Here is a 22,578-nt window from a genome sequence, read left to right as displayed (position 1 = left end):
GGCCGATCAGGTGTCGGCGGGTGTTCGCCGCCGCTGTGGATGCCGGGTCGTCGCGATGGTGGAGCCGCCGGGTGCGGTGCGCTCGATCCGCGGTGTCGGCGTTGTTCGGTCCGACCGAGATCCATTGCCGGGAGCTGTTGGGCGGCAGTGGCATTCGACGAAGGAGGCGACGATGACGATCGATCTGAACAGTGATCTGGGGGAGGGGTTCGGCGCCTGGTCGATGGGGGACGACGACGCTCTGCTGGACATCGTGACCAGTGCCAACATCGCCTGCGGATTCCATGCCGGGGATCCGTCGATCATGCGGCGCACCTGCGCGATGGCCGTCGAACGCGGCGTGCGGATCGGTGCGCACATCTCCTACCGCGATCTGGCCGGATTCGGGCGGCGGGAGATCTCGATGCCGGCCGGGCAGTTGACCGATGAATGCCTGTATCAGATCGGTGCGCTGGACGGTATCGCGCGCGCTGCCGGTGATCGGGTTCGATATGTGAAACCACATGGTGCGCTGTACAACTCGGCAGCAGAGGATGCCGATATCGCGCAGTCGATCGCGGCGGCAGTGGCCACCTACGGCGGGCTGAGCCTGCTGGGGTTGCCCGGATCTCAGCACGAGGCTGCGGCCGTCGCGGTCGGAATCGACTTCCACGCCGAGGGATTCGCCGATCGGGCCTACACCCCGGCGGGCACCCTGGTGCCGCGAAGTCGACCCGGGAGTGTTCTCGATTCGGAATCTGCTGTGGCACAGGCTGTTTCCATCGCATCCGACGGCAAGGCCCGGGATGTGGACGGCGCCGCCGTCGCGGTACCGGCGCGGAGTCTGTGCGTGCACGGTGATTCGCCGGGCGCGGTCGCGATCGCGCGGGCGATCCGCAGCGCGCTGGCCGAGCGGGGCGTCGAGTTACGGGCATTCGCATGAGCAGCGGTGTGATGAGCGAGCCCGGGCTGATGATCCGGCAGGCCGGGGACCGAGCGTTACTGGTCGAACCGTCGGATCGGGACGAGTTGATGGGCTTCATCGATCGGCTGCGGGACGATCCCGTCGGGGGAGTGTGCGACGTCCTACCGGCGGCGCGCACCGTACTGATCACGCTGCGGCCCGGTGTCGATGTGGTGGTGATGATCCGGCGGCTGCGCGCGGCATTCGACACGTCGTCGAAATATGCGGCTCGGGATGTGAAAGATAGTGCGGTCGTGGAGATTCCGGTGCGTTACGACGGTGTCGACCTGACGGAGACCGCGGCCCTGCTCGGTATCTCCGAGGCCGAGCTGATCGCCAGGCACACCGGCGCGCTGTGGCGGTGCGCATTCATCGGCTTCGCGCCCGGATTCGGATATCTCGAAGCGCCCGGCGCGGAGCTGTCGGTGCCGCGCCGCGAGCAGTCGCGAACAGCGGTGCCGGCCGGTTCCGTCGCCTTGGCCGCCGGGTACAGCGCCGTCTATCCGCGCAGCTCACCCGGCGGCTGGCGGATCATCGGCCGGACGACCACGACGCTGTGGGATCTCGACCGGCCCGAGCCCGCGCTGTTGCGTCCCGGGACTCGGGTGCGCTTCACCGCGGCGGAGATCGCCGCATGACCCGGCGTAGCTCGTTGCTGTATCCCACCGATCCGGACGGTTCGGCGACGGCCGTACTGCAGGTGGTCGCGCCCGGAATGCTCAGCACCATTCAGGATTCGGGTCGTCCGGGATGGTTCCATGCCGGTGTCGGTGTTTCCGGAGCGGCCGATCGGCGCTCGTTCACCCTGGCCAACCGGCTGGTCGGCAATGACGAATCCGCCGCGGCGATCGAATGTCTGCTGGGCGGGCTGATCGTGGAATTCGGTGCGTCCGCTGTCGTCGCGGTCACCGGCGCACCCGCACCGATCACGCTGGACGGCCGTCCGGCCGCGCATTCCGCGGTGCTGCGTCCGGGGGCCGGTCAGCGGCTGGCGCTCGGCATATCCTCGACCGGAATGCGCACTTACGTCGCCGTGCGCGGTGGTATCGCGGTGCCGTCGGTACTGGGCTCCCGCAGCCGCGACACGCTCGCGGGCATCGGACCCGAACCGCTGCGGGCAACGGACGTGCTCCCGGTGGGCCCGCCGCCGCGGCGTTGGCCGGAGGTCGACCTCGCCCCGGTCGCGCCCCTGACCGCCGATACGCTGACCGTGCGGACGATACTGGGCCCGCGCGAGGACTGGTACGATCGTCCTGAGAATCTCTTCGCCGGATCCTGGCGGGTGAGTGCCGACACCGATCGAGTGGGCATCCGACTCGAGGGCGACGCGGACCGCCCGCCGCTGACCCGAATCGACGACGCCGAACTCCCTACCGAGGGCATGCCCCTGGGCGCGATCCAGGTGCCGCCCTCCGGTCAGCCGGTGGTATTCCTCGCCGACCATCCGATCACCGGGGGCTACCCGGTGATCGCCACGGTCCTGGACGCCGATGTCGACGCCCTGGCTCAGGCTCGCCCCGGCCGCCCGATCCGATTCGTGCGCGGATGATCCCAGGCGCAGAGCGCAATTCGCCGTGACGGCCGACGATCGTGCGTGTGGCGATCGGTGTCAGGGGGCGTTTTCGATCATGGCGCGCGGTTGTGCGGGTTCGCGCGTAGCCTGTGGGCGCAGGAATTTCGGGAAGGGGACGACAATGCCGTTGCCGCGGGCTTTGGCCAGGTTCAACCGGCGGGTTACCAATCCGGTCGCGGGCCTGGTCGCCGGGCGGATGCCCGGACTCGGGGTGCTCGTGCATCGGGGGCGCAAATCGGGCCGCGAGTATCACACACCGGTGACGGTGTTCAGCCGCGACGGCGGATATCGCATCGCGCTGAGCTACGGTCGGGATGTCGACTGGCTCAAGAACATTCTCGCCGCCGGTGAATTCGAACTCGAGCTCGACGGACGCACCATCGCGCTCACCGATCCGGTCGTGCGGCACGACGCGGAGGTCGGCTGGGCCCCGATCGGCGTCCGGCAGATGCTGCACACGCTTTCCGCGGACTGCTACGTCGAGGCGCATCCCGCGCCGTAGCGAACTGCCGGCCGGGCTGGTACTTCGATCTTGCGAGATGGCCGCCAATACAGCTGACAGCCCTGGATGCGTTGTCCGGTCGTGGATTTCGCCGACGGCGAGGATGCCTGCGCGGTCCGCGGCCACGCCGTGAGGCTTGTCACGACTCGGTCGTGTGGGGGATGGCCGCGGACGTGGTAGCCGATAGATTCGGCGTGGTGGCCGCCCAGACTCGTGCAGGAGAGTTCGCGATGACCGACGTGATGGAGCGCGTGATCGATGACGGTGTTGCGACTCCGCCCCGGGCGAAGGGCGCGATTGCCGTCATCGCGGTGCTGGCCGCGGCGGTACTGCTCTTCGCGGCCTCGCGGTACGGATATTTCGGGGACGAGCTGTACTTCCTGGCCGCCGGACGGCGACCGGGGTGGGGTTATGCGGACCAGGGGCCGGTACTTCCACTGATCGCGCGGGCGATGGACACCCTCGCCCCCGGGTCCTATCTGGTGCTGCGTCTGCCCGCGGTGGCGCTGACGGTGACCGCCACCGTGTTGTGCGCGGAACTCGCGCGGATGTTCGGGGGCGGGCGCAGCGCCCAGACGCTGGCCGCGGCGGGATACGCGAGTTCGCCCTTCCTGCTGCTGCAGGGTGCGATGCTGACCACGAATACGGTGGACACCGCGCTGTGGGTGATCATCACCTGGTTGCTGGTGTGCTGGGTGCGCAGCCGCCGTGATGTGTTGCTGTTGATCGCGGCGCTGATCACCGCGATCGATCTGCAGGTGAAATGGCTGATCCCGTTCTTCTGGGTCGCGGTCGCGGCCGGTGCGCTGATCGCCGGTCCGCGCGAGCTGGTGCGGCGTCCGCTGCTGTGGGTCGGTGCGCTGATCGTCGTGATTTCCGCTGTGCCGGAACTGCTCTGGCAGTCCGGGCACGGCTGGCCGCAATTGGCGATGGGTAACGAGATCGCCGGTGAACAGGCGATCCTGGGTGGACGACTGCTGTTCATCCCGATGTCGGTGATCCTGTGCGAATTCCTGGGCACGCCGTTGCTGCTGATCGGAATCTGGGTTCTGCTGCGGTACAACATATTCCGTCCGTACCGCTTTCTCTGCGTAGCGCTGCTCCTGCTGTACCTGGCGTTCATGATCACCGGCGGCCGGGTGTACTATCCGGCCGGTATGTACGCGGTGGTGATCGCTGCCGGTGCGGTGGGTGCGGTGACCGCCCTCGGGCGGATGGCTTCGGTGTGGCGGTGGTCGCTGGCCACTGTCCTTGTGGCGCTGGGGATTGCGGCCACGATGCTGATTCTGCAGGCGACGCCGTGGCGGTCGGCGGATCGAATCACGCCGCCGCACAACGATGCTCAGGCCGCGGTTCAGATCGGGGTCTATGGCCAATTCGGCTGGCCCGAACTCGATGAGGCGGTTACTCGCGCCTACGACGGCCTGACCCCGGTCGAGCGATCCCATCCGATCCTCGTCACCGATACCTACTGGCAGGCAAGCGCATTGGATCAACTCGGCCGGGCCCACCTGCCGCCGATCTACAGCCCCAGTCGTGGTTTCGGCTATTTCGCCACACCACCCGACGGTGCTACCGCGGTCGTTGCGGTCGGCGGGTCCGAGGCGGCATTGCAGAGTCAGTTCGAGCATGTCGAGCCGGTCGGCAGAGTCGATACCCGGCTCGGATTCCCGGGTAATACGCAGAACGTGACCATCTGGCGATGCACCGGTCAGCGCAAGTCGTGGTCACAGGTATGGCCGCGCTGGATGCATCTGTGAACGCATCGAACATATCGGTTCGGCAGCGCCTGCTCGGTGCCCTACACCGGTAATTCGGTTGGTGCGGAGACGTTGGTACGTAGGCGACAGGTCCGGGAGGCATCGCGGTGACGATGCCTCCCGGGTAGCTCAGTCCGTCACCTCGGCCAGCGTGCGAGCGGGCCCGAACCAGCGGGTCAGCGCGCGGTGCAGGCCGTCGATATCGGAATCGCCTGTGGCCCAGGCGACATACCCGTCCGGCCGGATCAACAGCGCGGCGGCGGGCGCATCGTCCGCGGTGGCGGTCACGACATCGACCCGATCGGCCCATTCGCGTGCGTGCCCTGCCGCACCACCGGACAGGTCGAGCAGAATCGGACGTGCCGTGCGCAGCAGTTCGGCGACTCGCACCGGTCCGGCATCGGTCCTCACGGTGAGGTCGGGCACCAGACGGCCGGACAGCGGATGGTCGTCGCCGATCGCGTACCGAACATCGGCTCCGGCAAGCAGATTCGCGAGATGGTTCGCGACCTCGGGCAGCTGCATGAGTTCGCCGAAGAGTTCGCGCAGTGCGGTCACCTCGGGGCCGGGGGCGATCAGGGCGGTCTGCGAGAGGCTGTGCATCATGACCCGCTCGGCGACCGGATGACGTTCGCTCTCATAGGTATCGAGCAGATCCTCCGGCGCATTGCCGCGCACCACGGCGGCGAGCTTCCAGCCCAGATTGATCGCGTCCTGCAGGCCCAGATTCAGGCCGGGCCCGCCCATCGCCGAGTGGACGTGCGCCGAATCGCCCAACAGTAGGACACCGCCTCGGCGATAGCGTTCGGCGAGCAGGGTGTTCTGACCGACCGTGCGGCGCAACGCATGTGGGCCCGGGCCCTCGGGCGGCGCCATCGGCACCGGAACGCCCAGGACCCGTTCGACCGCCTGATGCACCTCGTCGAACGTCACCGGCTCGTCGTCCGGGACGGGATCACAGCCGTGCTCGGCCGCGCCGATCATCGGACGTCCCGGAAGTATCTCCGCGTAGACGAACATGCCGCGCTCGACTCGGTTGTGGCCGAAGCTGAATCGGCCCGCCCCCGGGATCTCGATCCCGCCGTCCTCGGTTCGCAACTCCTCCGGAACGTGGGCATGCGCGAAGCGAGTGATTCGGTCGTTGGAGCTGGTGCCCTGGAACGCGATCCCGAGTTGCTTGCGCACCAGGCTCTTTCCGCCGTCGGCGCCGACCAGGTATCGGGCGGCGATCCGGTACGGCCCCTCGGGGCCCGCCACCGTCGCGACGATCTGCTCCCCGTCGGTTCGGAAGTCGGTGAGCTTGTTGCCCCATCGGATCCGTACGCCGAGTTCCTCGGCGCGCGCGGCCAGCAATACGATCAGGCGTGGCTGCGGGATCGACCAGCCGTACATCGGATTATTCTGCAGTGCAGACAATTCCAGCGGAAGACCGCTGAACATGTAGTGCGGAATGGGTTCGGGATGTTCGGCCCGGGAGGAGTCGAAGATCTCGAATTCGTTGGGGGAGAACAACCCCCGGATATCCATCATCCGGACCACCTGGCCGATCAGGCCGTTCGCCTTGGGCTCGGGACTCGGGCCCTCCAGCGGGTCCAGCACGATCGGCTGGACGCCCGCCAGAGCGAGTTCACAGGCGAGCATGAGGCCGTTCGGCCCGGCGCCGGAAATGATGACCTCGGTTGTTGTTTCGGACATGACTGATCAACCCCTGTCGATAGGTGCGCCTTCTCGGTGGAGAAGGGTGCGGCAGATCACGGAAGCGCCGAATGCGCTACCGCTGTGTGGTTTTCGGTGGCCGGTGGGTCAGACGCTCGGGTCCGGCAGCCCCCGGGCCAGTTCGGTCAGGGCCCGGCGCAGGATCGTGGTGACGACCTGTGGCGGGTCGGTGTGCGCGTACACGTCGAATGTCGTGACGAAGGCGGCGTTGACCGCCGCCGCGACCAGTTTCGGATACAGGTCGGCAGGTGTGGTGCCGGTGCGTACGGCCACCGCGGCGACCAGTTCGTCGCCCACGGCGTGCACGAAGGCGGTGTGCATCTCCGGTGCGGCCGGCAGTTTGCGGATCTCGGCGAGGATCGCGGGTGTCGGTGGGCCCCATCCGACGCCGTCGGCCTCGAACGGGGCGATCACGGATTCGATGATCGCTGTCCAGAGTGGCTCGTCGGCGGGGCGGTCGCGCAATATTTCCGCGGCGCGCCGCACGCGCTCGATCTGCCGATAGGCCAGGGCCTCGAACTTGCTGGAGAAGTAGTTGTTGAAGGTGCGGACCGAAACCCCGGCCCGGGCGGCGATGTCCTCTCGGACAACGTTTTCCAGACCGCGTTCGAACATCAGCTCGAGCGCCGCATCGCTCAACGCCCTACGGGTGTCGAGCTTCTTGCGTTCCCGAAGTCCGAGGGACTGTTCGTCGGTCATGCACCCAGTCTGACGGAAAAGTGCCCACCGGGCAAGAGTGCTCACTGGGAAAGTTTGCCCATTGGGCAGAAAAATTCGTGACGGTCGCTACACCGAATCGTTCGAGGGCAATGCCTGGGCTATCATGATCAAAGGATGCGGCTCGTTCGTATCCGGCGTCGTAGATTGCTCTCACCGCGTATCAGCGCTGTGGCACCGGCTCTCCTTGCGGCGATCGATATGGCCCATCGGCCATCTCGCCACCGTGTGCCCCGCGCGAATCAAGATTTCGCCGCGTCGCGGGCACCCTGTTCGAAAGACACCAGAATCTCTGTGAACTCGACCGAATCCGCGTCCGGCGCTGCCGTGACCACGTCCTTCACCGCGCTCGGCGTACCGGCCACGCTGGTGGGGGCCCTGCGGGACGCCGGTATCGCCGCGCCGTTCCCCATTCAGGCCGACACCCTGCCCGACACCCTCGCCGGTCGCGACGTGCTGGGCCGTGGCAAGACCGGCAGCGGTAAGACGCTGGCGTTCGCCATTCCCGTGGTGGCCCGGTTGGCAACCGATCTGGCCGGGACCGCCGGTCGGCATCGTCCCGCCGGACTGATCCTCGCTCCGACCAGGGAACTCGCCACTCAGATCGCGACCGCACTCGAGCCGCTGGTCGCGGCGTACTCGATGACGGTCACCACCGTATTCGGCGGCGTCTCGCAGACTCGCCAGGTCAAAGCGCTGGCAGCGGGCGCCGATATCGTCGTGGCCTGCCCGGGGCGACTCGAGGACCTGATGCGCCAGGGGCTGGTGAACCTCGGCAATGTCGGGATCACCGTGATCGACGAGGCCGATCACATGGCCGATCTGGGCTTCCTGCCGGGAGTCACCCGGATTCTCGCCGCGACACCGGAGACCGGGCAGCGGTTGCTGTTCTCGGCGACCCTGGACAACGGCGTGGACAAGCTGGTCAAGCGCTTCCTGCCCGATGCGGTGCTGCACTCGGTGGACGAGGCGCACTCGCCGGTGGCCGCGATGACGCACCACGTCTTCGAGGTCGCGAGTCCGGCGGTGAAGAAGGACGTGGTCCGCGCGCTGGCTTCGGGCAGCGGGCGGCGGATCCTGTTCATGCGGACCAAGCATCAGGCCCGCAAGCTCGCGAAAACACTGACTGCGGAAGGGATTCCGGCGGTCGACCTGCACGGCAACCTGGCCCAGAACGCCCGCGATCGCAACTTGGCGGCCTTCGCCGAGGGAGCCGCGCGGGTGCTGGTGGCCACCGACGTCGCCGCACGCGGTGTGCACGTGGACGGGGTCGAACTCGTGGTGCACGTGGATCCGCCCGCCGAACACAAGGCGTACCTGCACCGGTCCGGCCGCACTGCTCGCGCGGGAAGCGCGGGCGATGTGGTCACCCTGGTCCTGCCCGATCAGCGCAAGGACACCGCGATGTTGCTGCGTAAGGCCGCGATCACCGTGCGCCCGCAGTCGGTCACTGCGGACTCGCGCGCGGTCGGCGACCTGATCGGCGTCATCGCTCCGATCGTCATGCCGTCCGCACCTGTCCAGAAGTCGCCGAGTAGCGCTGGAACCACTTCTCGGACAAGGCGTTCCGGTTCTCGGTCGGCCGAGGCGCGCCCCGTCGGCGAGCGTCGGCGCGGCCCGAAGGGGGAGGCCGTTACGCTGCAGGAGCGTCGTGGGGCGTCGAGCCGCGATGTGTCGCAGGGGAATTCGGCCGGTGGCGCGTACGAGTCGCGTGGCTCGGGTAGCGGCTCACGTGGCGCGAAGTCCGACTCGGCCGCCCGGCGGAAGCGTCGTGAAACGTCGAATGGTGATGGGCAGCAGTCGATTGCCGGTGTCGACCGGCGGTCGCGCGCCTCGGGTGACGGTGCGGGCGGCGAGCGGGCGCGACTCGACCGGAGTTCCCGGCGTGGTCGCGACCATGTCGTGGATTCGGGTGGCAGGGGAGATGCGCCGCGTGGCGGACGTACCGATCGGGGTGCGGCGGCAGGCAAGCGGTCCTCGAATCGTGATGCCATGGAATCCGGTGCGCGGCAGGATGTTTCGGATGGTAAGCGGGTCGAGTCGGGGCGAGGATCGCGGGACGCGGGTGCTCGCGGAGCGGGAGATCGATCCGGGCATGCCGTGAAATCCGGTGCGCGGCACACGCATTCGACCTCGTCCGAGGGCAGGCGGAACGGGCACGAGCGGTCGGAATCGCAGCATGGCCCCTCGGGCGGAGCGGATCGGTCCGGTGCGGGTGCGCCGGGGCGACGGCATCGTCAGGGTGCGCGAAACGGCGGTCGTGACGCGTCGGGCGGATTCCTGCCCAGCGGCGGCGGTCGTCGCGGCTGAGCTGCGGGCACCCGGGGCCGGTATGCGGGACTGCCGCGCCGGCGCCGGGCCGGGCTAGGGTGCGCATATGACATCCGAGCAGATGGAGATCTGGCACAACCCGCGTTGCTCCAAGAGCCGTGCGGCCAAGCAGGCGCTGGACGAGGCCGGGGTCTCCTACACCGAGCGGCGTTATCTCGAGGATGCGCCCAGTGCGGCGGAGATCCGGGCGATGCTGGACCGGCTCGGTCTCGAACCGTGGGATATCACGCGCACCGGCGAGGATGTGGCGAAGGAACTGGGCATCGCGGGCTGGTCGCGCACGCCCGAGGATCGCGAACACTGGATCGAGACCCTCGCCCATCACCCGAAGCTGATCCAGCGCCCGATCGTGGCGAGCAGTCGCGGCGCGGTGGTCGCCCGGGACGACGAGTCGCTTCGGTCACTGCTCTGAGTCGCCTGCGTGGCCTATCGGCCATGTCGCGGGCCGGTATCGTGGCCGTGTGAGCGAGACCGGTGGCAGGTCCGCGTCCCGGCGGACCGCATCGGGGGCGCGGTCGGGAGTAGACGGCCGCAGCACGCGCTGGGACGGGCACAAGGAACGTCGGCGCGCTGCGGTGCTCGATGCCGCGGTCGAGGTGATCGAGGAGTGCGGGGCCGATGTCTCCGTGCAGCAGATCGCGGATCGGCTGCGCCTGCCGCGCCCGGTGGTGTACCGGCATTTCGACGGCCGCGCCGATCTGGACGAGCAGATACGTCGGCGGATCCTGGAAACGCTGCTGGATGAGCTGATGCCCGCGCTGCGTGCCGACGGCACGGTGCGGGATGCGGTGCGCGGTGCGGTCGGCACCTACGTCGAATGGGTCGATCGGCATCCCGGCCTGCACAGATTCCTGGACGGCATTGCGCCGCAGGGAGATTCGTCACAGGCGATCGCGGGAGCCCGGGACCGGATCGGCGGCCGCCTGGCCGATCTGTTCACCTCTTCGCTGGCACGGTTCGGTATCGATCCGGCGAGTGCGCGGCCGATGGCCTTCGGGGTGGTCGGTTTCGTGGACGGCGTCGTCAACAGTTGGCGCGCGGATTCGGCGACGGCACTGACCTGTGAGCAGATCGAAGCCATCCTCACCGAATCGGTCCTGGCGCTGTTCGAGGGCAATGCGCGCAATCTCGGGGTTCCGCTGGCCCGGGACACGCCCATCGCCGTACTGCTGGCCAGTCCCGAGAGTTCGGCATCCTGAGCCTGAGCCGCAGGCTCATCCGTAGACCCGGGCAGGCGGGGGAATCATCTGCATCCGCGTCACCGTCACGGTAGGTGTCATGTTGTCCTGTGGGGTCGCGCTGTTCGGCACCACCCGCCCCTGCACCGAGACCCAGGTGTCGTCCGGTAACGGGGTGACCGCGCCGTCGAGATGGATGCGCAGGGTCTGTGCGTCGGCGGCGCAGCAGGTGATCACCACGCGGGCCAGATCGAATCCGGTATGGGTGCCGTCGGTGCGCGCACTACCGTCCTCCTCGGTGCGGATGACGAATCCCTGGACGGTGATCTGCCGCCGGTCGAGTTCGCCACTGGAGTCGTAGGCGGCGCGGTCGATCAGGTCGTACATCCGGATGGTCGGCGCCGGGCCCGCGGGCAGCGGTGCGAACCGCACCCTCCCGCCGCCGGATGCGGGTGCGGCGATGCCGGCCGCCGCGGTCGCGCCGGACTGGACCGAGGACGCGCCCAGTGCGGGCGGAACGATGATCAGCAGCGCCGCGATCGGCGCGAGCAGCGGCCACTGCGGTCGCCCGGGATGGTGATCCGCATGGTCTCGCGGCTCGTCGTGACCGCGGATGTCCCGCACGATCGCCACCGCGGCGAGCAGCAGCAGAGCGACTCCGCTGGCCACCAGATACGGCTGCAGACCCGGCCGCACGTACCGCAGGAAGGTGCCGTCCAGAGAGATCTTCAGTACCGCCGCGCCGATCAGCAGCAGGGCGAAATTCTGTGCGGCCCGGTTCATCGCGCACCCACGAACAGATATCCGGCCGCCGATCCGCACAGCGTCGCGACCACGAAGGTGGCCGGGGCGAACCGGAGCGCGAAACGCCGCCCGAAGGTGCCCGCCTGCATGGCGAACAACTTCACGTCCACGGCGGGGCCGACCACCAGGAAGACCAGTCGGGGCAGAAGCGGCAGTCCGGACATGCTGGAGGCCACGAAGGCATCGGCCTCCGAGCACAATGCCAGCACCACCGCCAGCAGCGCGAGCACCCCGATCGAGATCAGCATCTGCCCGGACAGTTGGCGATACCACGTCGGCGGAACCAGCACGTGCAGGGCCGCCGCGGCCATCGCGCCGATCACCAGAAAGGCCGCGGCCTGCAGGAAATCGTGCCGCGCCGCCTCGGCGAACACGGCCCACCGCGACCGCCCGGCCGCACAGTGATCGTGTCCGGGCGGGCGGGCGGTGAGCCATTCCGGGCGGCCGAACCGGGCCCACAGATACCCCATGACGAAGGCCGTGGCGAGCGATCCGGTGAACCGCGCGGCGACCATTGCGGGATGTCCCGGAAAGGCCACGGCGGTCGCGATCAGCACCACCGGGTTCACCGCAGGCGCCGAGAGCAGGAATGCGAAGGCCGCCGCGCCGGGTGCGCCCTGATCCATCAGCCGCCGGGCGACCGGCACCACACCGCATTCGCAGCCGGGCAGCGCGATACCGGCCAGCCCGGCCGCGCCGATGGCGGCGGTGCTGTTGCGCGGCAGCAACTTTCGCAGCAACTCGGGTGAGACGAACGCCGCGATCGAACCGCTGATCAGCACGCCGAGCACCAGGAAAGGCACAGCCTGCACAAAGACGCCGGTGAAAACCGTTGTGGCGGTTTGCAGTTTCGGGCTCGAACCGATCCAGCCGGCGAGCTGCCCCTGGAAGATCAGTCCGAGTACCAGCAACCCGCCCAGCACGTAGGTGGACGACCCGCGCAATCGGCCGCGCCGCGGCGCCTGCCCGGCATCGTCGGCGACGAGGTCGGTCCGCGGTATCGACATTCATCTACCCCCATTGCTGACGACATCGAGATCCGGGCGAACAACCGAGCGCAATGTCCGTCGCACGCCGCGGCGGTGATATTCGCTGTCGCGGTGTGGACATGGGCATGATGGCACAGACCACCGACACCGGGGAATACTCCCGGGCCTGCACAGACGCGTCGTTCACCGGGCCGGGAACACGCCCGGTGCACACCGTTCACCGGCCGGTCGCGGCCCGTTCCGTGCACCGCCCGCCCGGTTGGCGCCGCGCGACGCGGTTACGATTCAACTCATGCAGCGCATCATCGGAATCGAGGTCGAGTACGGGATCTCCACGCCCACCGAGCCCTCGGCCAACCCGATTCTCACCTCCACCCAGGCGGTGCTCGCGTACGCCGCGGCCGAAGGCGTGCCACGGGCCAAGCGCACCCGATGGGACTACGAGGTGGAATCGCCGCTGCGCGACGCTCGTGGTTTCGATCTGGGCCGCCTCAACGGGCCCGCCCCCGTGATCGACGCCGACGAAGTCGGCGCGGCGAACATGATCCTCACCAACGGGGCCCGGCTCTACGTCGACCACGCGCACCCGGAATACTCCGCGCCCGAGGTCACCGACCCGCTGGACGCGGTGATCTGGGACAAGGCCGGTGAACGGGTGATGGAGGCCGCCGCGCGCTACGCCTCGAGCGTGCCGGGCGCGGCCCCGATGCAGTTGTACAAGAACAACGTGGACGGCAAGGGCGCTTCCTACGGCACTCACGAGAACTACCTGATGAGCCGGGACACGCCCTTCAACCAGATCATCGTCGGACTCACCCCGTTCTTCGCCTCCCGTCAGGTGATCTGCGGGTCGGGCCGTGTCGGCATCGGCCAGTCCGGTGACACGGCCGGATTCCAGCTGTCCCAGCGCGCGGACTACATCGAGGTCGAGGTCGGTCTCGAGACGACGCTCAAGCGCGGCATCATCAACACCCGCGACGAGCCGCACGCGGACGCGGACAAGTACCGCCGCCTGCACGTCATCATCGGCGACGCCAATCTCGCCGAATGGTCCACCTACCTCAAGGTCGGCACTACGGCCCTGGTGCTGGACCTGGTCGAGGCCGGCGAGGATCTGGCCGATCTGCAACTGGCGCGTCCGGTGACCGCGGTGCACGCCATCAGCCACGACCCGACCCTGCGCGCGACGGTCGCGCTGTCGGACGGTCGCGAGCTGACCGGCCTTGCGCTGCAACGGATCTACCTCGATCGAGTGGGCAAGTACCACAGCCGCGAGGGCACCGACGACGCCCGCGTCACCGATCTACTGGAGAAGTGGGCGCACGTGCTGGACCTGCTCGAGCGCGATCCGATGGAATGCGCCGACCTGCTCGACTGGCCCGCCAAACTGCGCCTGCTCGAGGGGATGCGCAACCGCGAGGGCCTGGGCTGGGCCGCACCGAAACTGCATCTGGTCGATCTGCAGTACTCCGATGTCCGCCTGGACAAGGGGCTGTACAACCGTCTGGTGGCGCGTGGCTCGATGCAGCGGTTGGTCAGCGAGCAGCAGGTGCTCGATGCGATGACCAACCCGCCGACCGACACGCGCGCCTACTTCCGCGGCGAATGTCTGCGGCGGTTCGGTGGCGATATCGCGGCGGCCAGCTGGGATTCGGTCATCTTCGATCTCGGCGGCGACTCGCTGGTGCGCATCCCCACGCTCGAGCCCCGGCGCGGCACCAAATCGCATGTCGGCAAGCTGCTGGACGGCGTGCACACGGCGGCGGAGCTGGTGGAACAGCTGACCACCTAGCCGTCGCCACGGCGGTCGAACCGGCATCGCACCGGGTGCGATGTCCGGCCGCTGTCACGTTGCGGCGGGGGCACATTGCGAGGTAATCCGGCATCTTGTCCGCGCTGCTGGGTAGTGTTGAGGGACGAGCATCGGAGCTATCCGGTGCTCGCCGATGATCAGTACAGAGGAGGTCGGCTGCTATGGCACAAGAGCAGACCAGGCGCGCCGGTGGCGGCGACGAGGACGACGACGCTGCCGGCGTCGATGCCGCGGGGCAGGAGCGCCGCGAGAAACTGGCGGAGGACACCGACGACCTGCTCGACGAGATCGATGACGTACTCGAGGAGAACGCGGAAGACTTCGTGCGCGCATACGTTCAGAAGGGCGGCCAGTGACATCAGGTGACCCCATGCGGCTCCACACGGGGTACGCGCTGTCGTCGTTCACCGAACATCTGCGTCAGTCAGCACCGGAACTGTTGCCCGCCAACAGATTCGGCAACACCGGCGACGCCGCCCCCAGCGGGGCGGCGTCGCAGGATCTGGCCCCGCACGGCACGACCGTGGTCGCGATCACCTACCGCGGTGGTGCGCTGATCGCGGGCGATCGCCGCGCGACCCAGGGCAATCTGCTGGCCAGCCGCGACATGGAGAAGGTGTACATCACCGACACCTATTCCGCGGCCGGGATCGCGGGCACGGTGGGCGTGGCAGTCGAGATGATCCGGCTGTTCGCGGTGGAGTTGGAGCATTACGAGAAGATCGAGGGTGTCTCGCTGACCTTCGACGGTAAGGCCAACAAGTTGTCCAGGATGGTGCGCGACAATCTGCCCGCCGCCCTGCAGGGGATGGCCGCGGTGCCGATCCTGGCCGGATACGACCAGGAGGCCAGCGACGCGGACCACGCCGGCCGCATCGTGTCCTACGACGTGGTCGGTGGCCGCACCGAGGAGCGGTTCGGCTACGCGGCGACCGGTTCGGGCTCGATGTTCGCGAAATCCTCGCTGAAGAAGACCTACAGCCGTGGTATCGACGCCGATCAGGCCCTGCGCATCGCGGTGCAGTCGCTGATCGACGCCTCCGACGACGACACCGCCACCGGCGGTCCGGACCTGATGCGCGGTATCTACCCCACGGCGGTCCTGATCGACGCCGAGGGCGCGGTGGAGGTGTCCGAGGAGCGGCTGGCGGAGATCGCGCGTTCGCTCGCGGATGAGCGCGAGGCGGAAGAAGGGAGCTTCCCCGCATGAACGGTCAGCGGCCGGAGGCGGCAGCGGAGCGTAACCACGTAGGCCGCCCGGGCATGCGGAAAGGAATTGCAGCATGACACTGCCGTACTACGCGTCGGCCGAACAGATCATGCGCGACAAGACCGAACTTGCGCGCAAGGGGATCGCACGGGGACGCAGTGTCGTGGCGTTGGTGTACGACAAGGGTGTGTTGTTCGTCGCGGAGAATCCGTCGGCGACGTTGAACAAGATCAGTGAGCTGTACGACCGTCTCGGTTTCGCAGCGGTCGGCAAGTACAACGAGTTCGAGAGCCTGCGGCGGGGCGGCATCCTGCAGGCCGACCTGCGCGGTTATCAGTACGACCGCCGGGACGTCACCGGCCGGGCCCTGGCCAATGTGTATGCCTCGGCGCTGGGCACCATCTTCACCGATCAGCTCAAGCCGTACGAGGTGGAGATCTGCATCGGCGAGGTCGGCTATCCCGAGCAGACGCCGGACTCGGTGCTCTACCGGATCAATTTCGACGGCTCCATCGTCGACGAGCGGGAATACGTGGTGATGGGTGGCAACACCGATCCCATCGCGACCGCGCTGAAGGAGACCTACCAGCCCGGACTCGATCTGACCAGTGCTCTGGAGACGGCCGTGCAGGCGTTGCAGAAGGCCGTTCCCGAGGGCGCGGACAAGGAGAAGCGGACGTTGGGCGTCGGTTCGCTCGAGGTCGCCACGCTCGAGCAGTCGCGGCCGCGTCGGGCGTTCCGGCGCATCGCGCCCACCGCCCTGCGTACCTTGCTGGGCACGAGCGACTCCGATTCGGCCGAGAAGTCCGAAGGTTCGGACGAGCCGCAGACACCGTCGGCAGGAGATCCGTCGAACTCGTAGCAGCCGTGTAATCGCCTGAGACAAGGCCCCTTACACTCGTGGTCCACGAGTGTAAGGGGCCTTGTCCCGGTGCGGGCCGGGATCGCCAATCCGGCCCTTCACACGGGAAATCGTTGCGAAGACGTATGCAACCACTTGCTCGCACAGCCACTTTCGGGGATGGGTTGGTTGTAATGTCGATAGTGTGCAGCGACGAATCATGGGGATCGAGACCGAGTTCGGGGTGACGTGTACGTTCCACGGTCACCGTCGGTTGAGCCCTGACGAGGTGGCCCGGTATCTGTTCCGCCGGGTGGTTTCCTGGGGCCGTAGCTCGAACGTATTCCTCCGCAACGGTGCCCGGCTCTACCTCGATGTCGGATCCCACCCGGAGTATGCGACGGCCGAATGCGACAGCCTGGTGCAGCTGGTCACCCACGATCGTGCGGGTGAGCGGGTGCTCGAGGAGTTGCTGATCGATGCCGAGCAGCGCTTGGCGGAGGAGGGTATCGGCGGCGATATCTACCTGTTCAAGAACAACACCGATTCCGCGGGCAACTCCTACGGCTGCCACGAGAACTTCCTGGTCGTGCGCGCCGGTGAATTCTCCCGGATCTCCGACGTGCTGCTGCCGTTCCTGGTGACGCGCCAACTCATCTGCGGCGCGGGCAAGATTCTGCAGACGCCCAAGGCGGCGACGTTCTGCCTGTCCCAGCGTGCCGAGCACATCTGGGAGGGCGTGTCCTCGGCGACCACGCGCTCGCGGCCGATCATCAACACCCGCGACGAGCCGCACGCCGACGCCGAGAAGTACCGGCGTCTGCACGTCATCGTCGGCGACTCGAACATGTCCGAGACCACCACGATGCTCAAGGTGGGCACCGCCTCGCTGGTACTGGAGATGATCGAGGCGGGCGTCTCGTTCCGGGACTTCGCACTCGACAACCCGATCCGGGCGATCCGCGAGGTGTCGCACGATCTGACCGGCCGGCGTCAGGTTCGCCTGGCGGGCGGGCGGCAGGCCAGCGCCCTGGACATCCAGCGCGAGTACTACGCCCGCGCGGTGGAGCATCTGCGCAACCGCGAGCGGGATCCGCAGGTCGACGCGGTGGTGGATCTGTGGGGCCGTACCCTCGACGCGGTCGAGGCGCAGGATTTCGCGAAGGTCGACACCGAGATCGACTGGGTGATCAAGCGCAAGCTGTTCCAGCGCTATCAGGACCGGTACAACATGGACCTGTCCGATCCGAAGATCGCTCAGCTTGACCTGGCGTATCACGACATCAAGCGTGGTCGCGGCGTCTTCGATCTGCTGCAGCGCAAGGGTCTGGCCAAGCGGGTCACCGAGGACGACGCGGTCGACGCGGCCGTCACGACCCCGCCGCAGACCACCCGCGCCAAACTGCGTGGTGATTTCATCACCGCCGCGCAGGAGGCAGGTCGCGACTTCACCGTCGACTGGGTGCACCTGAAGCTCAACGACCAGGCCCAGCGCACCGTGCTGTGCAAGGACCCGTTCCGTTCGGTCGACGAGCGAGTGGATCGCCTGATCGCCTCGATGTGACGCCCGGCCGTGCGCGGTGGTGCGCACGGCCGCTTGTGTGAGGTCACCGGGAGTTCGCTGCTGGCGAAAGGGTGCGTGTCGCGAAAATTGCGATACCAGCGCACAACAATGCGGTTGGTCGCATTACTCTTGTCCGAGTGGCGATATCCAAGGTCGAGCGGTTGATGAATCTGGTCATCGCGCTGCTCTCGACCCGGCAGTTTCTGAGTGCCGAACGTATTCGTGACAGCGTCGCCGGATATGAGGACTCGGTCAGCGACGAGGCGTTCAGCCGGATGTTCGAGCGCGACAAGAACGAGTTGCGCGATCTGGGCATTCCGCTGGAGGTCGGCCCGGTCGGCCGGTACACCAGTCAGGAGGGGTACCGGATCAACCGGGACGCCTACGAGCTCCCCGATATCGATCTGACCAGCCAGGAGGCCGCGGCCGTCGCGGTGGCCGTGCAGCTGTGGGAATCTCCCGAACTGGCCGCCGCCGCGGAAGGGGCCGTGCTGAAACTGCGGGCCGCCGGGGTCCACGTCGAGCCCGAGGCGGCACTGGCCTCGGTTCCGGCCGTACCCGCGCGCACGCGTGGGTCGGAGGCGGCGCTGGGCAAGTTGCTGGCCGCCATCGACGCCGGACGCGCTGTCCGGTTCGAACACCGCAACTCGCACAATGCGCCGTATCTGATGCGCGATGTGGAGCCGTGGGGTGTGGTCACCCATCACGGACGGTGGTATCTGGTCGGGCACGATCGCGTTCGCGACGCGGTGCGCACGTTCCGGCTGTCCCGGATCGGTGAGGACGTCACCGCGTACGGTCCGGAGAACGCGGTCCGTAAACCCGAGGGCGCGGATCTGCGGGCGATGGTCGCCCGGGTGACCGGGGCCGCGCCCGTGACGGGAACCGCGACGGTGTGGGTGGCCGACGGCCGCGGCCAGGAGATCCGCCGTCTCGGCGCGGTCGTGGAGGATCGCGAGGTCGCCGGGCGGAGCGGAGCGGTGGTGGAGGTGCCGGTGCGTTCGCGCGATTGGCTGGCGCGGCTGATCACCGGACTCGGTCCGGATGCGTTGGTGCTGGCTCCGGCGCAGCTGCGCGCGGATGTCGTGGCGCGGTTGCGCTCGGTGCTCGAGCGCACAGAGGTTCCGGCATGACGCCCAGGAGCGCCCGCATGAGCGGCAGCCGACTGTCGACGCGGTTGTCCCGCCTGTTGAACATGGTCCCGTACTTCCTGGCCAATCCGGGGATCAGCGCGGCGGAAGCCGCCGAGGACCTGGGCGTGACGACCAAGCAGCTGATGAACGACCTCAATCAGCTGTGGATGTGCGGCCTGCCCGGCTACGGGCCGGGCGATCTGATCGACCTGTCCTTCTCCGAGGAGAGTGTCGAGGTCACCTTCTCCGCGGGAATCGACCGGCCGTTGCGGCTGACCTCGACCGAGGCGACCGCGCTGCTGGTGGCGTTGCGGTCCATCGCGGATCTGCCGGGCATGGTGGATCCGACGGCCGCGCACGCGGCGCTGGCGAAGATCGAGACGGCCATCGCGGGGACCGGCACGTCGGCGGGAACGGAATCGGTTGCGCCACTGGAGGCTCCGGCGGTGACGACGGTGCGTTCGGCGCTGGCGGCGAACCGTGCGCTGCGTCTGGTGTACTACTCCGCGAGCCGGGATGTGGTTTCCGAGCGCGTGGTCGATCCGATCCGAATCGTGCTGGTGGACAACAACTCCTATCTGCAGGCATGGTCCCGCCGCGCCGAGGGCGTGCGGCTGTTCCGGTTCGACCGGATCGAGGAGGCTGCCGAACTCGACGAACCCGCGCGCCCGCCCAGCCATGCCACCGACGAGGCCGCCGCGCTGGACCTGTTCTCCGACGATCCCGCGGTCCCGTTGGCGCACTTGCGGATTCGCGCCGACTACGGCTGGGTACTCGATCAGTATTCGATGCAGCGCACCGCGTTGCTGCCCGACGGCGATGTCGAGGCCACCATGCGGTTCGCGACCATGGACTGGATGGCGCGACTGTTGCTGGGCTTCGGCTCCGGGGTGACGGTATTGGGTCCGGCCGAACTGGTCACGGCGGTGCGAGAGCGGTCGAGCGCCGCCCTGGACGCCTATGCGGCCCTGGCCGAGGACCCGGGCTACGGAGACACAGTGATCGAGGAGGTAGGGCCCACGTGACATTTCGAGTGACGGTGCTCGGCGCCGGCAGCATCGGAATATTCGTGGGAGGGAAGTTGGCGGCGGCCGGTGCCGATGTCACCTTCGTGGGGCGTCCGCGCCTGCTGGACGAGATCTCCGGGAACGGCCTGCGGCTCACCGACCTGGACGGCGGCGCCGACCGGGTGGCGCCGGGCGCCTTCGCCGTGGCGACCGAGCCCACCTCGGCCGCGACCGCGGATCTAATTCTGATCACGGTGAAGTCGGCGCAGACGGCGGTATCGGCCGAACAACTCGTGGGCCGGGTGCGTCCGGACACGGTCGTGCTGAGTCTGCAGAACGGCATCGGCAACGACACCGTGATCAAGGAGATCCTGCCGGCGTGCGTGGTGCTGGCCGGGATGGTGATGTTCAACGTCGTGCACCGCGACGGCGGGAACTTCCATCGCGGCACGGCCGGTGGCCTGGCGGTTGCCGACGATCCGGCGCTGGATCGTTTCGCGCCGTTGTTCGCTCGTGCGGGGCTGCCGTTGGATCGGCATGCGGATCTGTTGCCGGTGCAGTGGGCCAAACTGCTGCTGAATCTGAACAACCCGATCAACGCCCTGTCCGGCCTGCCGCTGCGCACCGAACTCGGCGAGCGCGACTATCGGCGCTGCCTGGCGCTCGCGCAGGCCGAGGCCCTGGCGGTGATGCATCGGGCGCAGATCCGCCCGGCCCGGCTGACGCTGTTGTCGCCGGAGTTGATGGTGCGCCTGCTGACGGTGCCCGACCTGCTGTTCAGCAGGTTCGCCGGACGGGTGGTCGCGGTGGATCCCCAGGCCCGCTCCTCGATGGCGGACGATCTGGCACTCGGACGCAAGACCGAGATCGCCTGGCTGTCGGGGGAGATCGTGAGCCTGGGGCGGATGGTCGGCATGTCGACGCCGGTCAACGCGTGTCTGGTGGAGTTGATCGGTGCGGCCGAACGGGGTGACTCGCGCCGGTGGACCGGTCCCGATCTGCTGGCGCGGTTGCGTTCGGCGAAATGTGATGGGGCCGAAGACCCCGCCCATCCATCGCACCGCGCCTGACGGGCGTTATCGTTCTTCCCGGTCCGGTAGCATCGGACTTACCACAGTTTTGGAGGTTATCGATGGGTACATTCGGCCCGACGCACTGGATCATCATCGCGGTCCTGGTGCTGGTGCTGTTCGGCGCCAGGCGGCTGCCGGACGCGGCTCGTGGCCTCGGACGCTCACTGCGCATCTTCAAGAGCGAGATGAGCGAGATGCAGTCCGAAGGTGGGCAGCCCGCGCAGCAACAGCAGCCCGCCCCCGCGCCGGCTCCGCAGGAGTTGCCCGCCTCGCAACCGGTCCAGCCCGCCCCGCAGGTCCAGCCGAACCCGGAAGTGCACAAGGCCTAGCCGACACGTCGGCTCAGCCCGCGCCGAACCGGCGACGTACCGGTCACGGCGACGGGTGAGTCGTTCAGGTCCGGCGTCCGGCGAGCAGCGAGGCATTGAGATCCCATGCGCATTCCGTTCGACCCCCGGCGCAGCCGACGTAGAACGAATCCCGACGGCACCATGTCGTTGGTCGAACATCTCGAGGAGTTGCGCTCGCGGCTGCTCAAGGCGCTGCTGGCCGTCGGCCTCACCACCGTGCTGGGATTTCTGTGGTACCAGTACGGATTCCTCGGTGTGCACAGCCTGGGCGATATTCTGCGCGGACCGTACTGTTCGCTGCCCGCCTCCTCGCGGGCCAATCTGAGCGCCGACGGCGCCTGCCGACTGCTGGCGACCGCACCGTTCGAGCAGTTCATGCTCCGGTTCAAGGTCGGCCTGACCGCGGGAATCGTGCTGGCCAGCCCGGTCTGGCTGTATCAGGTCTGGGGTTTCGTCACGCCTGGCCTGTACGCCAAGGAACGCAAGTACGCCGTCGGGTTCGTGACCTCCGGCGCGCTGTTGTTCCTGGTCGGCGCGCTGCTGGCGTACTGGGTGGTCGCGCACGCGCTGCGGTTCCTGATGTCGATCGGCAACAACGTCCAGATCACCGCGTTGAGCGGTACCCAGTACTTCGGGTTCATCATCAAGTTGCTGATCATCTTCGGCGTCAGTTTCGAGACGCCGCTGCTGATCATCGGGCTCAACGCCATCGGCGTGCTCACCTACGAGCGGCTCAAGAAGTGGCGGCGCGGAATGATCTTCGGATTGTTCGTCTTCGCCGCGATCGTCACCCCGCAGGATCCGTTCTCGATGCTGGCCCTGGCCTGCGCGCTGACTTTGCTGTTCGAGGTGGCGGTGCAGGTGTCCCGGATCAACGACAGGCGGCGTGCGCGGCTGCGCGAGGACTGGGACGAGCTGTCCGACGACCAGGCGTCCCCGCTGACCGGAACCGACGGGGTCGGGCAGGTGGCGCCGGTGGCTGCGGCCCAGCCGATCGATCCGGCGGCGGCGATCCTGTCCGACGGCCCGGAGAAAACACCGCGACCGGTGTCGGACTACTCCGATACGCTCTGA

Annotated in this window: 22 protein-coding genes; 18 read left to right on the top strand and 4 right to left on the bottom strand. The window is 67.9% G+C overall.

Annotated features, from left to right (window positions below; translation table 11 throughout):
- The first annotated feature begins 172 nt into the window (after positions 1-172).
- From K7711_RS28675 to K7711_RS28655, 5 genes are all read left to right on the top strand, one after another.
- Positions 173-922: a LamB/YcsF family protein gene (locus K7711_RS28675; protein ID WP_222972592.1), complete on the top strand. Its 750-nt coding sequence runs from the start codon at positions 173-175 to the stop codon at positions 920-922.
- Positions 919-1,581: a 5-oxoprolinase subunit B family protein gene (locus K7711_RS28670; RefSeq protein ID WP_235747953.1), complete on the top strand. Its 663-nt coding sequence runs from the start codon at positions 919-921 to the stop codon at positions 1,579-1,581. Before K7711_RS28675 ends, K7711_RS28670 begins: the two co-directional genes overlap by 4 nt.
- Positions 1,578-2,492 (top strand): 5-oxoprolinase subunit C family protein, encoded by a 915-nt coding sequence (locus tag K7711_RS28665; RefSeq protein ID WP_222972591.1) that lies wholly within the window; start codon positions 1,578-1,580, stop codon positions 2,490-2,492. The genes K7711_RS28670 and K7711_RS28665 overlap by 4 nt, the downstream gene beginning before the upstream one ends.
- 145 nt (positions 2,493-2,637) lie before the next feature.
- Complete coding sequence (locus tag K7711_RS28660) at positions 2,638-3,018, top strand: nitroreductase family deazaflavin-dependent oxidoreductase (protein WP_040823097.1); 381 nt, start codon at positions 2,638-2,640, stop codon at positions 3,016-3,018.
- Between the two features lie 230 nt (positions 3,019-3,248).
- Positions 3,249-4,778: a glycosyltransferase family 39 protein gene (locus tag K7711_RS28655; RefSeq protein ID WP_222972590.1), complete on the top strand. Its 1,530-nt coding sequence runs from the start codon at positions 3,249-3,251 to the stop codon at positions 4,776-4,778.
- 129 nt (positions 4,779-4,907) lie between these two features.
- On the opposite strand, the gene K7711_RS28650 is transcribed toward K7711_RS28655, so the two are convergent.
- On the bottom strand, positions 4,908-6,473 hold the full coding sequence (locus K7711_RS28650) for an FAD-dependent monooxygenase (protein WP_222972589.1): 1,566 nt from the start codon (positions 6,471-6,473) through the stop codon (positions 4,908-4,910).
- Between the two features lie 108 nt (positions 6,474-6,581).
- The gene (locus K7711_RS28645; RefSeq protein ID WP_222972588.1) at positions 6,582-7,193 is read right to left on the bottom strand and encodes a TetR/AcrR family transcriptional regulator; all 612 of its coding nucleotides are present in this window, start codon (positions 7,191-7,193) and stop codon (positions 6,582-6,584) included.
- Positions 7,194-7,412: 219 nt separating this feature from the next.
- Here K7711_RS28645 and K7711_RS28640 point away from each other — a divergent pair, with 219 nt between their 5' ends.
- The 3 genes from K7711_RS28640 (at position 7,413) to K7711_RS28630 (ending at position 10,741) form a co-directional block, all read left to right on the top strand.
- On the top strand, positions 7,413-9,521 hold the full coding sequence (locus K7711_RS28640; protein WP_222973083.1) for a DEAD/DEAH box helicase: 2,109 nt from the start codon (positions 7,413-7,415) through the stop codon (positions 9,519-9,521).
- Positions 9,522-9,588: 67 nt separating this feature from the next.
- Positions 9,589-9,954 carry an arsenate reductase family protein gene (locus K7711_RS28635; RefSeq protein ID WP_222972587.1) on the top strand — a complete coding sequence of 122 codons (366 nt, stop codon included), beginning with the start codon at positions 9,589-9,591 and terminating at the stop codon, positions 9,952-9,954.
- A 49-nt stretch (positions 9,955-10,003) separates the two neighbouring features.
- Positions 10,004-10,741, top strand: coding sequence for a TetR/AcrR family transcriptional regulator (locus K7711_RS28630; RefSeq protein WP_222972586.1), 738 nt, complete (start codon positions 10,004-10,006; stop codon positions 10,739-10,741).
- A gap of 15 nt (positions 10,742-10,756) precedes the next feature.
- Here the strand turns inward: K7711_RS28630 and K7711_RS28625 are convergent, their stop codons facing one another.
- Both K7711_RS28625 and K7711_RS28620 read right to left on the bottom strand, forming a co-directional pair.
- Positions 10,757-11,503, bottom strand: coding sequence for a TIGR03943 family putative permease subunit (locus K7711_RS28625; protein WP_222972585.1), 747 nt, complete (start codon positions 11,501-11,503; stop codon positions 10,757-10,759).
- Positions 11,500-12,531 carry a permease gene (locus K7711_RS28620; protein WP_222972584.1) on the bottom strand — a complete coding sequence of 344 codons (1,032 nt, stop codon included), beginning with the start codon at positions 12,529-12,531 and terminating at the stop codon, positions 11,500-11,502. The genes K7711_RS28625 and K7711_RS28620 overlap by 4 nt, the downstream gene beginning before the upstream one ends.
- Before the next feature lie 274 nt (positions 12,532-12,805).
- On the opposite strand from K7711_RS28620, the gene dop reads away from it, so the two are divergent.
- The 10 genes from dop to tatC all read left to right on the top strand — a co-directional run bounded on the left by dop (position 12,806) and on the right by tatC (position 22,578).
- On the top strand, positions 12,806-14,305 hold the full coding sequence (dop, locus tag K7711_RS28615; RefSeq protein WP_222972583.1) for a depupylase/deamidase Dop: 1,500 nt from the start codon (positions 12,806-12,808) through the stop codon (positions 14,303-14,305).
- Between the two features lie 182 nt (positions 14,306-14,487).
- Positions 14,488-14,682: a ubiquitin-like protein Pup gene (locus K7711_RS28610; RefSeq protein ID WP_040823079.1), complete on the top strand. Its 195-nt coding sequence runs from the start codon at positions 14,488-14,490 to the stop codon at positions 14,680-14,682.
- 14 nt (positions 14,683-14,696) lie between these two features.
- On the top strand, positions 14,697-15,536 hold the full coding sequence (gene prcB / locus K7711_RS28605) for a proteasome subunit beta (RefSeq protein WP_222972582.1): 840 nt from the start codon (positions 14,697-14,699) through the stop codon (positions 15,534-15,536).
- Between the two features lie 73 nt (positions 15,537-15,609).
- Positions 15,610-16,398: a proteasome subunit alpha gene (prcA, locus tag K7711_RS28600; RefSeq protein WP_222972581.1), complete on the top strand. Its 789-nt coding sequence runs from the start codon at positions 15,610-15,612 to the stop codon at positions 16,396-16,398.
- 184 nt (positions 16,399-16,582) lie between these two features.
- Entirely contained in the window at positions 16,583-17,941 is a 1,359-nt protein-coding gene (gene pafA / locus K7711_RS28595; protein WP_218008796.1) for a Pup--protein ligase, read from the top strand.
- A gap of 137 nt (positions 17,942-18,078) precedes the next feature.
- The gene (locus K7711_RS28590) at positions 18,079-19,074 is read left to right on the top strand and encodes a helix-turn-helix transcriptional regulator (protein WP_222972580.1); all 996 of its coding nucleotides are present in this window, start codon (positions 18,079-18,081) and stop codon (positions 19,072-19,074) included.
- Between the two features lie 17 nt (positions 19,075-19,091).
- Positions 19,092-20,099, top strand: a complete 1,008-nt coding sequence (locus tag K7711_RS28585) for a helix-turn-helix transcriptional regulator (protein WP_222972579.1) — start codon at positions 19,092-19,094, stop codon at positions 20,097-20,099.
- On the top strand, positions 20,096-21,151 hold the full coding sequence (locus K7711_RS28580; protein ID WP_222972578.1) for a 2-dehydropantoate 2-reductase: 1,056 nt from the start codon (positions 20,096-20,098) through the stop codon (positions 21,149-21,151). The genes K7711_RS28585 and K7711_RS28580 overlap by 4 nt, the downstream gene beginning before the upstream one ends.
- A 62-nt stretch (positions 21,152-21,213) precedes the next feature.
- The gene (gene tatA / locus K7711_RS28575; protein WP_222972577.1) at positions 21,214-21,483 is read left to right on the top strand and encodes a Sec-independent protein translocase subunit TatA; all 270 of its coding nucleotides are present in this window, start codon (positions 21,214-21,216) and stop codon (positions 21,481-21,483) included.
- 105 nt (positions 21,484-21,588) lie between these two features.
- Positions 21,589-22,578 (top strand): twin-arginine translocase subunit TatC, encoded by a 990-nt coding sequence (tatC, locus tag K7711_RS28570; RefSeq protein WP_222972576.1) that lies wholly within the window; start codon positions 21,589-21,591, stop codon positions 22,576-22,578.

This window comes from Nocardia coffeae (assembly GCF_019890715.1).
In the GTDB taxonomy this organism is placed as follows: Bacteria; Actinomycetota; Actinomycetes; order Mycobacteriales; family Mycobacteriaceae; genus Nocardia; species Nocardia jiangxiensis.
This window is presented reverse-complemented; position numbering and strand designations above follow the sequence as displayed.

What these genes read in the sequence shown, in the direction of transcription:
- K7711_RS28675 (WP_222972592.1), top strand. Translation starts at nt 173, where the DNA reads ATGACGATCGATCTGAACAGTGATCTGGGGGAGGGGTTCGGCGCCTGG.
- K7711_RS28670 (WP_235747953.1), top strand. Translation starts at nt 919, where the DNA reads ATGAGCAGCGGTGTGATGAGCGAGCCCGGGCTGATGATCCGGCAGGCC.
- K7711_RS28665 (WP_222972591.1), top strand. Translation starts at nt 1,578, where the DNA reads ATGACCCGGCGTAGCTCGTTGCTGTATCCCACCGATCCGGACGGTTCG.
- K7711_RS28660 (WP_040823097.1), top strand. Translation starts at nt 2,638, where the DNA reads ATGCCGTTGCCGCGGGCTTTGGCCAGGTTCAACCGGCGGGTTACCAAT.
- K7711_RS28655 (WP_222972590.1), top strand. Translation starts at nt 3,249, where the DNA reads ATGACCGACGTGATGGAGCGCGTGATCGATGACGGTGTTGCGACTCCG.
- K7711_RS28650 (WP_222972589.1), bottom strand. Translation starts at nt 6,473, where the DNA reads ATGTCCGAAACAACAACCGAGGTCATCATTTCCGGCGCCGGGCCGAAC.
- K7711_RS28645 (WP_222972588.1), bottom strand. Translation starts at nt 7,193, where the DNA reads ATGACCGACGAACAGTCCCTCGGACTTCGGGAACGCAAGAAGCTCGAC.
- K7711_RS28640 (WP_222973083.1), top strand. Translation starts at nt 7,413, where the DNA reads ATGGCCCATCGGCCATCTCGCCACCGTGTGCCCCGCGCGAATCAAGAT.
- K7711_RS28635 (WP_222972587.1), top strand. Translation starts at nt 9,589, where the DNA reads ATGACATCCGAGCAGATGGAGATCTGGCACAACCCGCGTTGCTCCAAG.
- K7711_RS28625 (WP_222972585.1), bottom strand. Translation starts at nt 11,503, where the DNA reads ATGAACCGGGCCGCACAGAATTTCGCCCTGCTGCTGATCGGCGCGGCG.
- K7711_RS28620 (WP_222972584.1), bottom strand. Translation starts at nt 12,531, where the DNA reads ATGTCGATACCGCGGACCGACCTCGTCGCCGACGATGCCGGGCAGGCG.
- dop (WP_222972583.1), top strand. Translation starts at nt 12,806, where the DNA reads ATGCAGCGCATCATCGGAATCGAGGTCGAGTACGGGATCTCCACGCCC.
- K7711_RS28610 (WP_040823079.1), top strand. Translation starts at nt 14,488, where the DNA reads ATGGCACAAGAGCAGACCAGGCGCGCCGGTGGCGGCGACGAGGACGAC.
- prcB (WP_222972582.1), top strand. Translation starts at nt 14,697, where the DNA reads ATGCGGCTCCACACGGGGTACGCGCTGTCGTCGTTCACCGAACATCTG.
- prcA (WP_222972581.1), top strand. Translation starts at nt 15,610, where the DNA reads ATGACACTGCCGTACTACGCGTCGGCCGAACAGATCATGCGCGACAAG.
- K7711_RS28585 (WP_222972579.1), top strand. Translation starts at nt 19,092, where the DNA reads ATGAGCGGCAGCCGACTGTCGACGCGGTTGTCCCGCCTGTTGAACATG.
- tatA (WP_222972577.1), top strand. Translation starts at nt 21,214, where the DNA reads ATGGGTACATTCGGCCCGACGCACTGGATCATCATCGCGGTCCTGGTG.
- tatC (WP_222972576.1), top strand. Translation starts at nt 21,589, where the DNA reads ATGCGCATTCCGTTCGACCCCCGGCGCAGCCGACGTAGAACGAATCCC.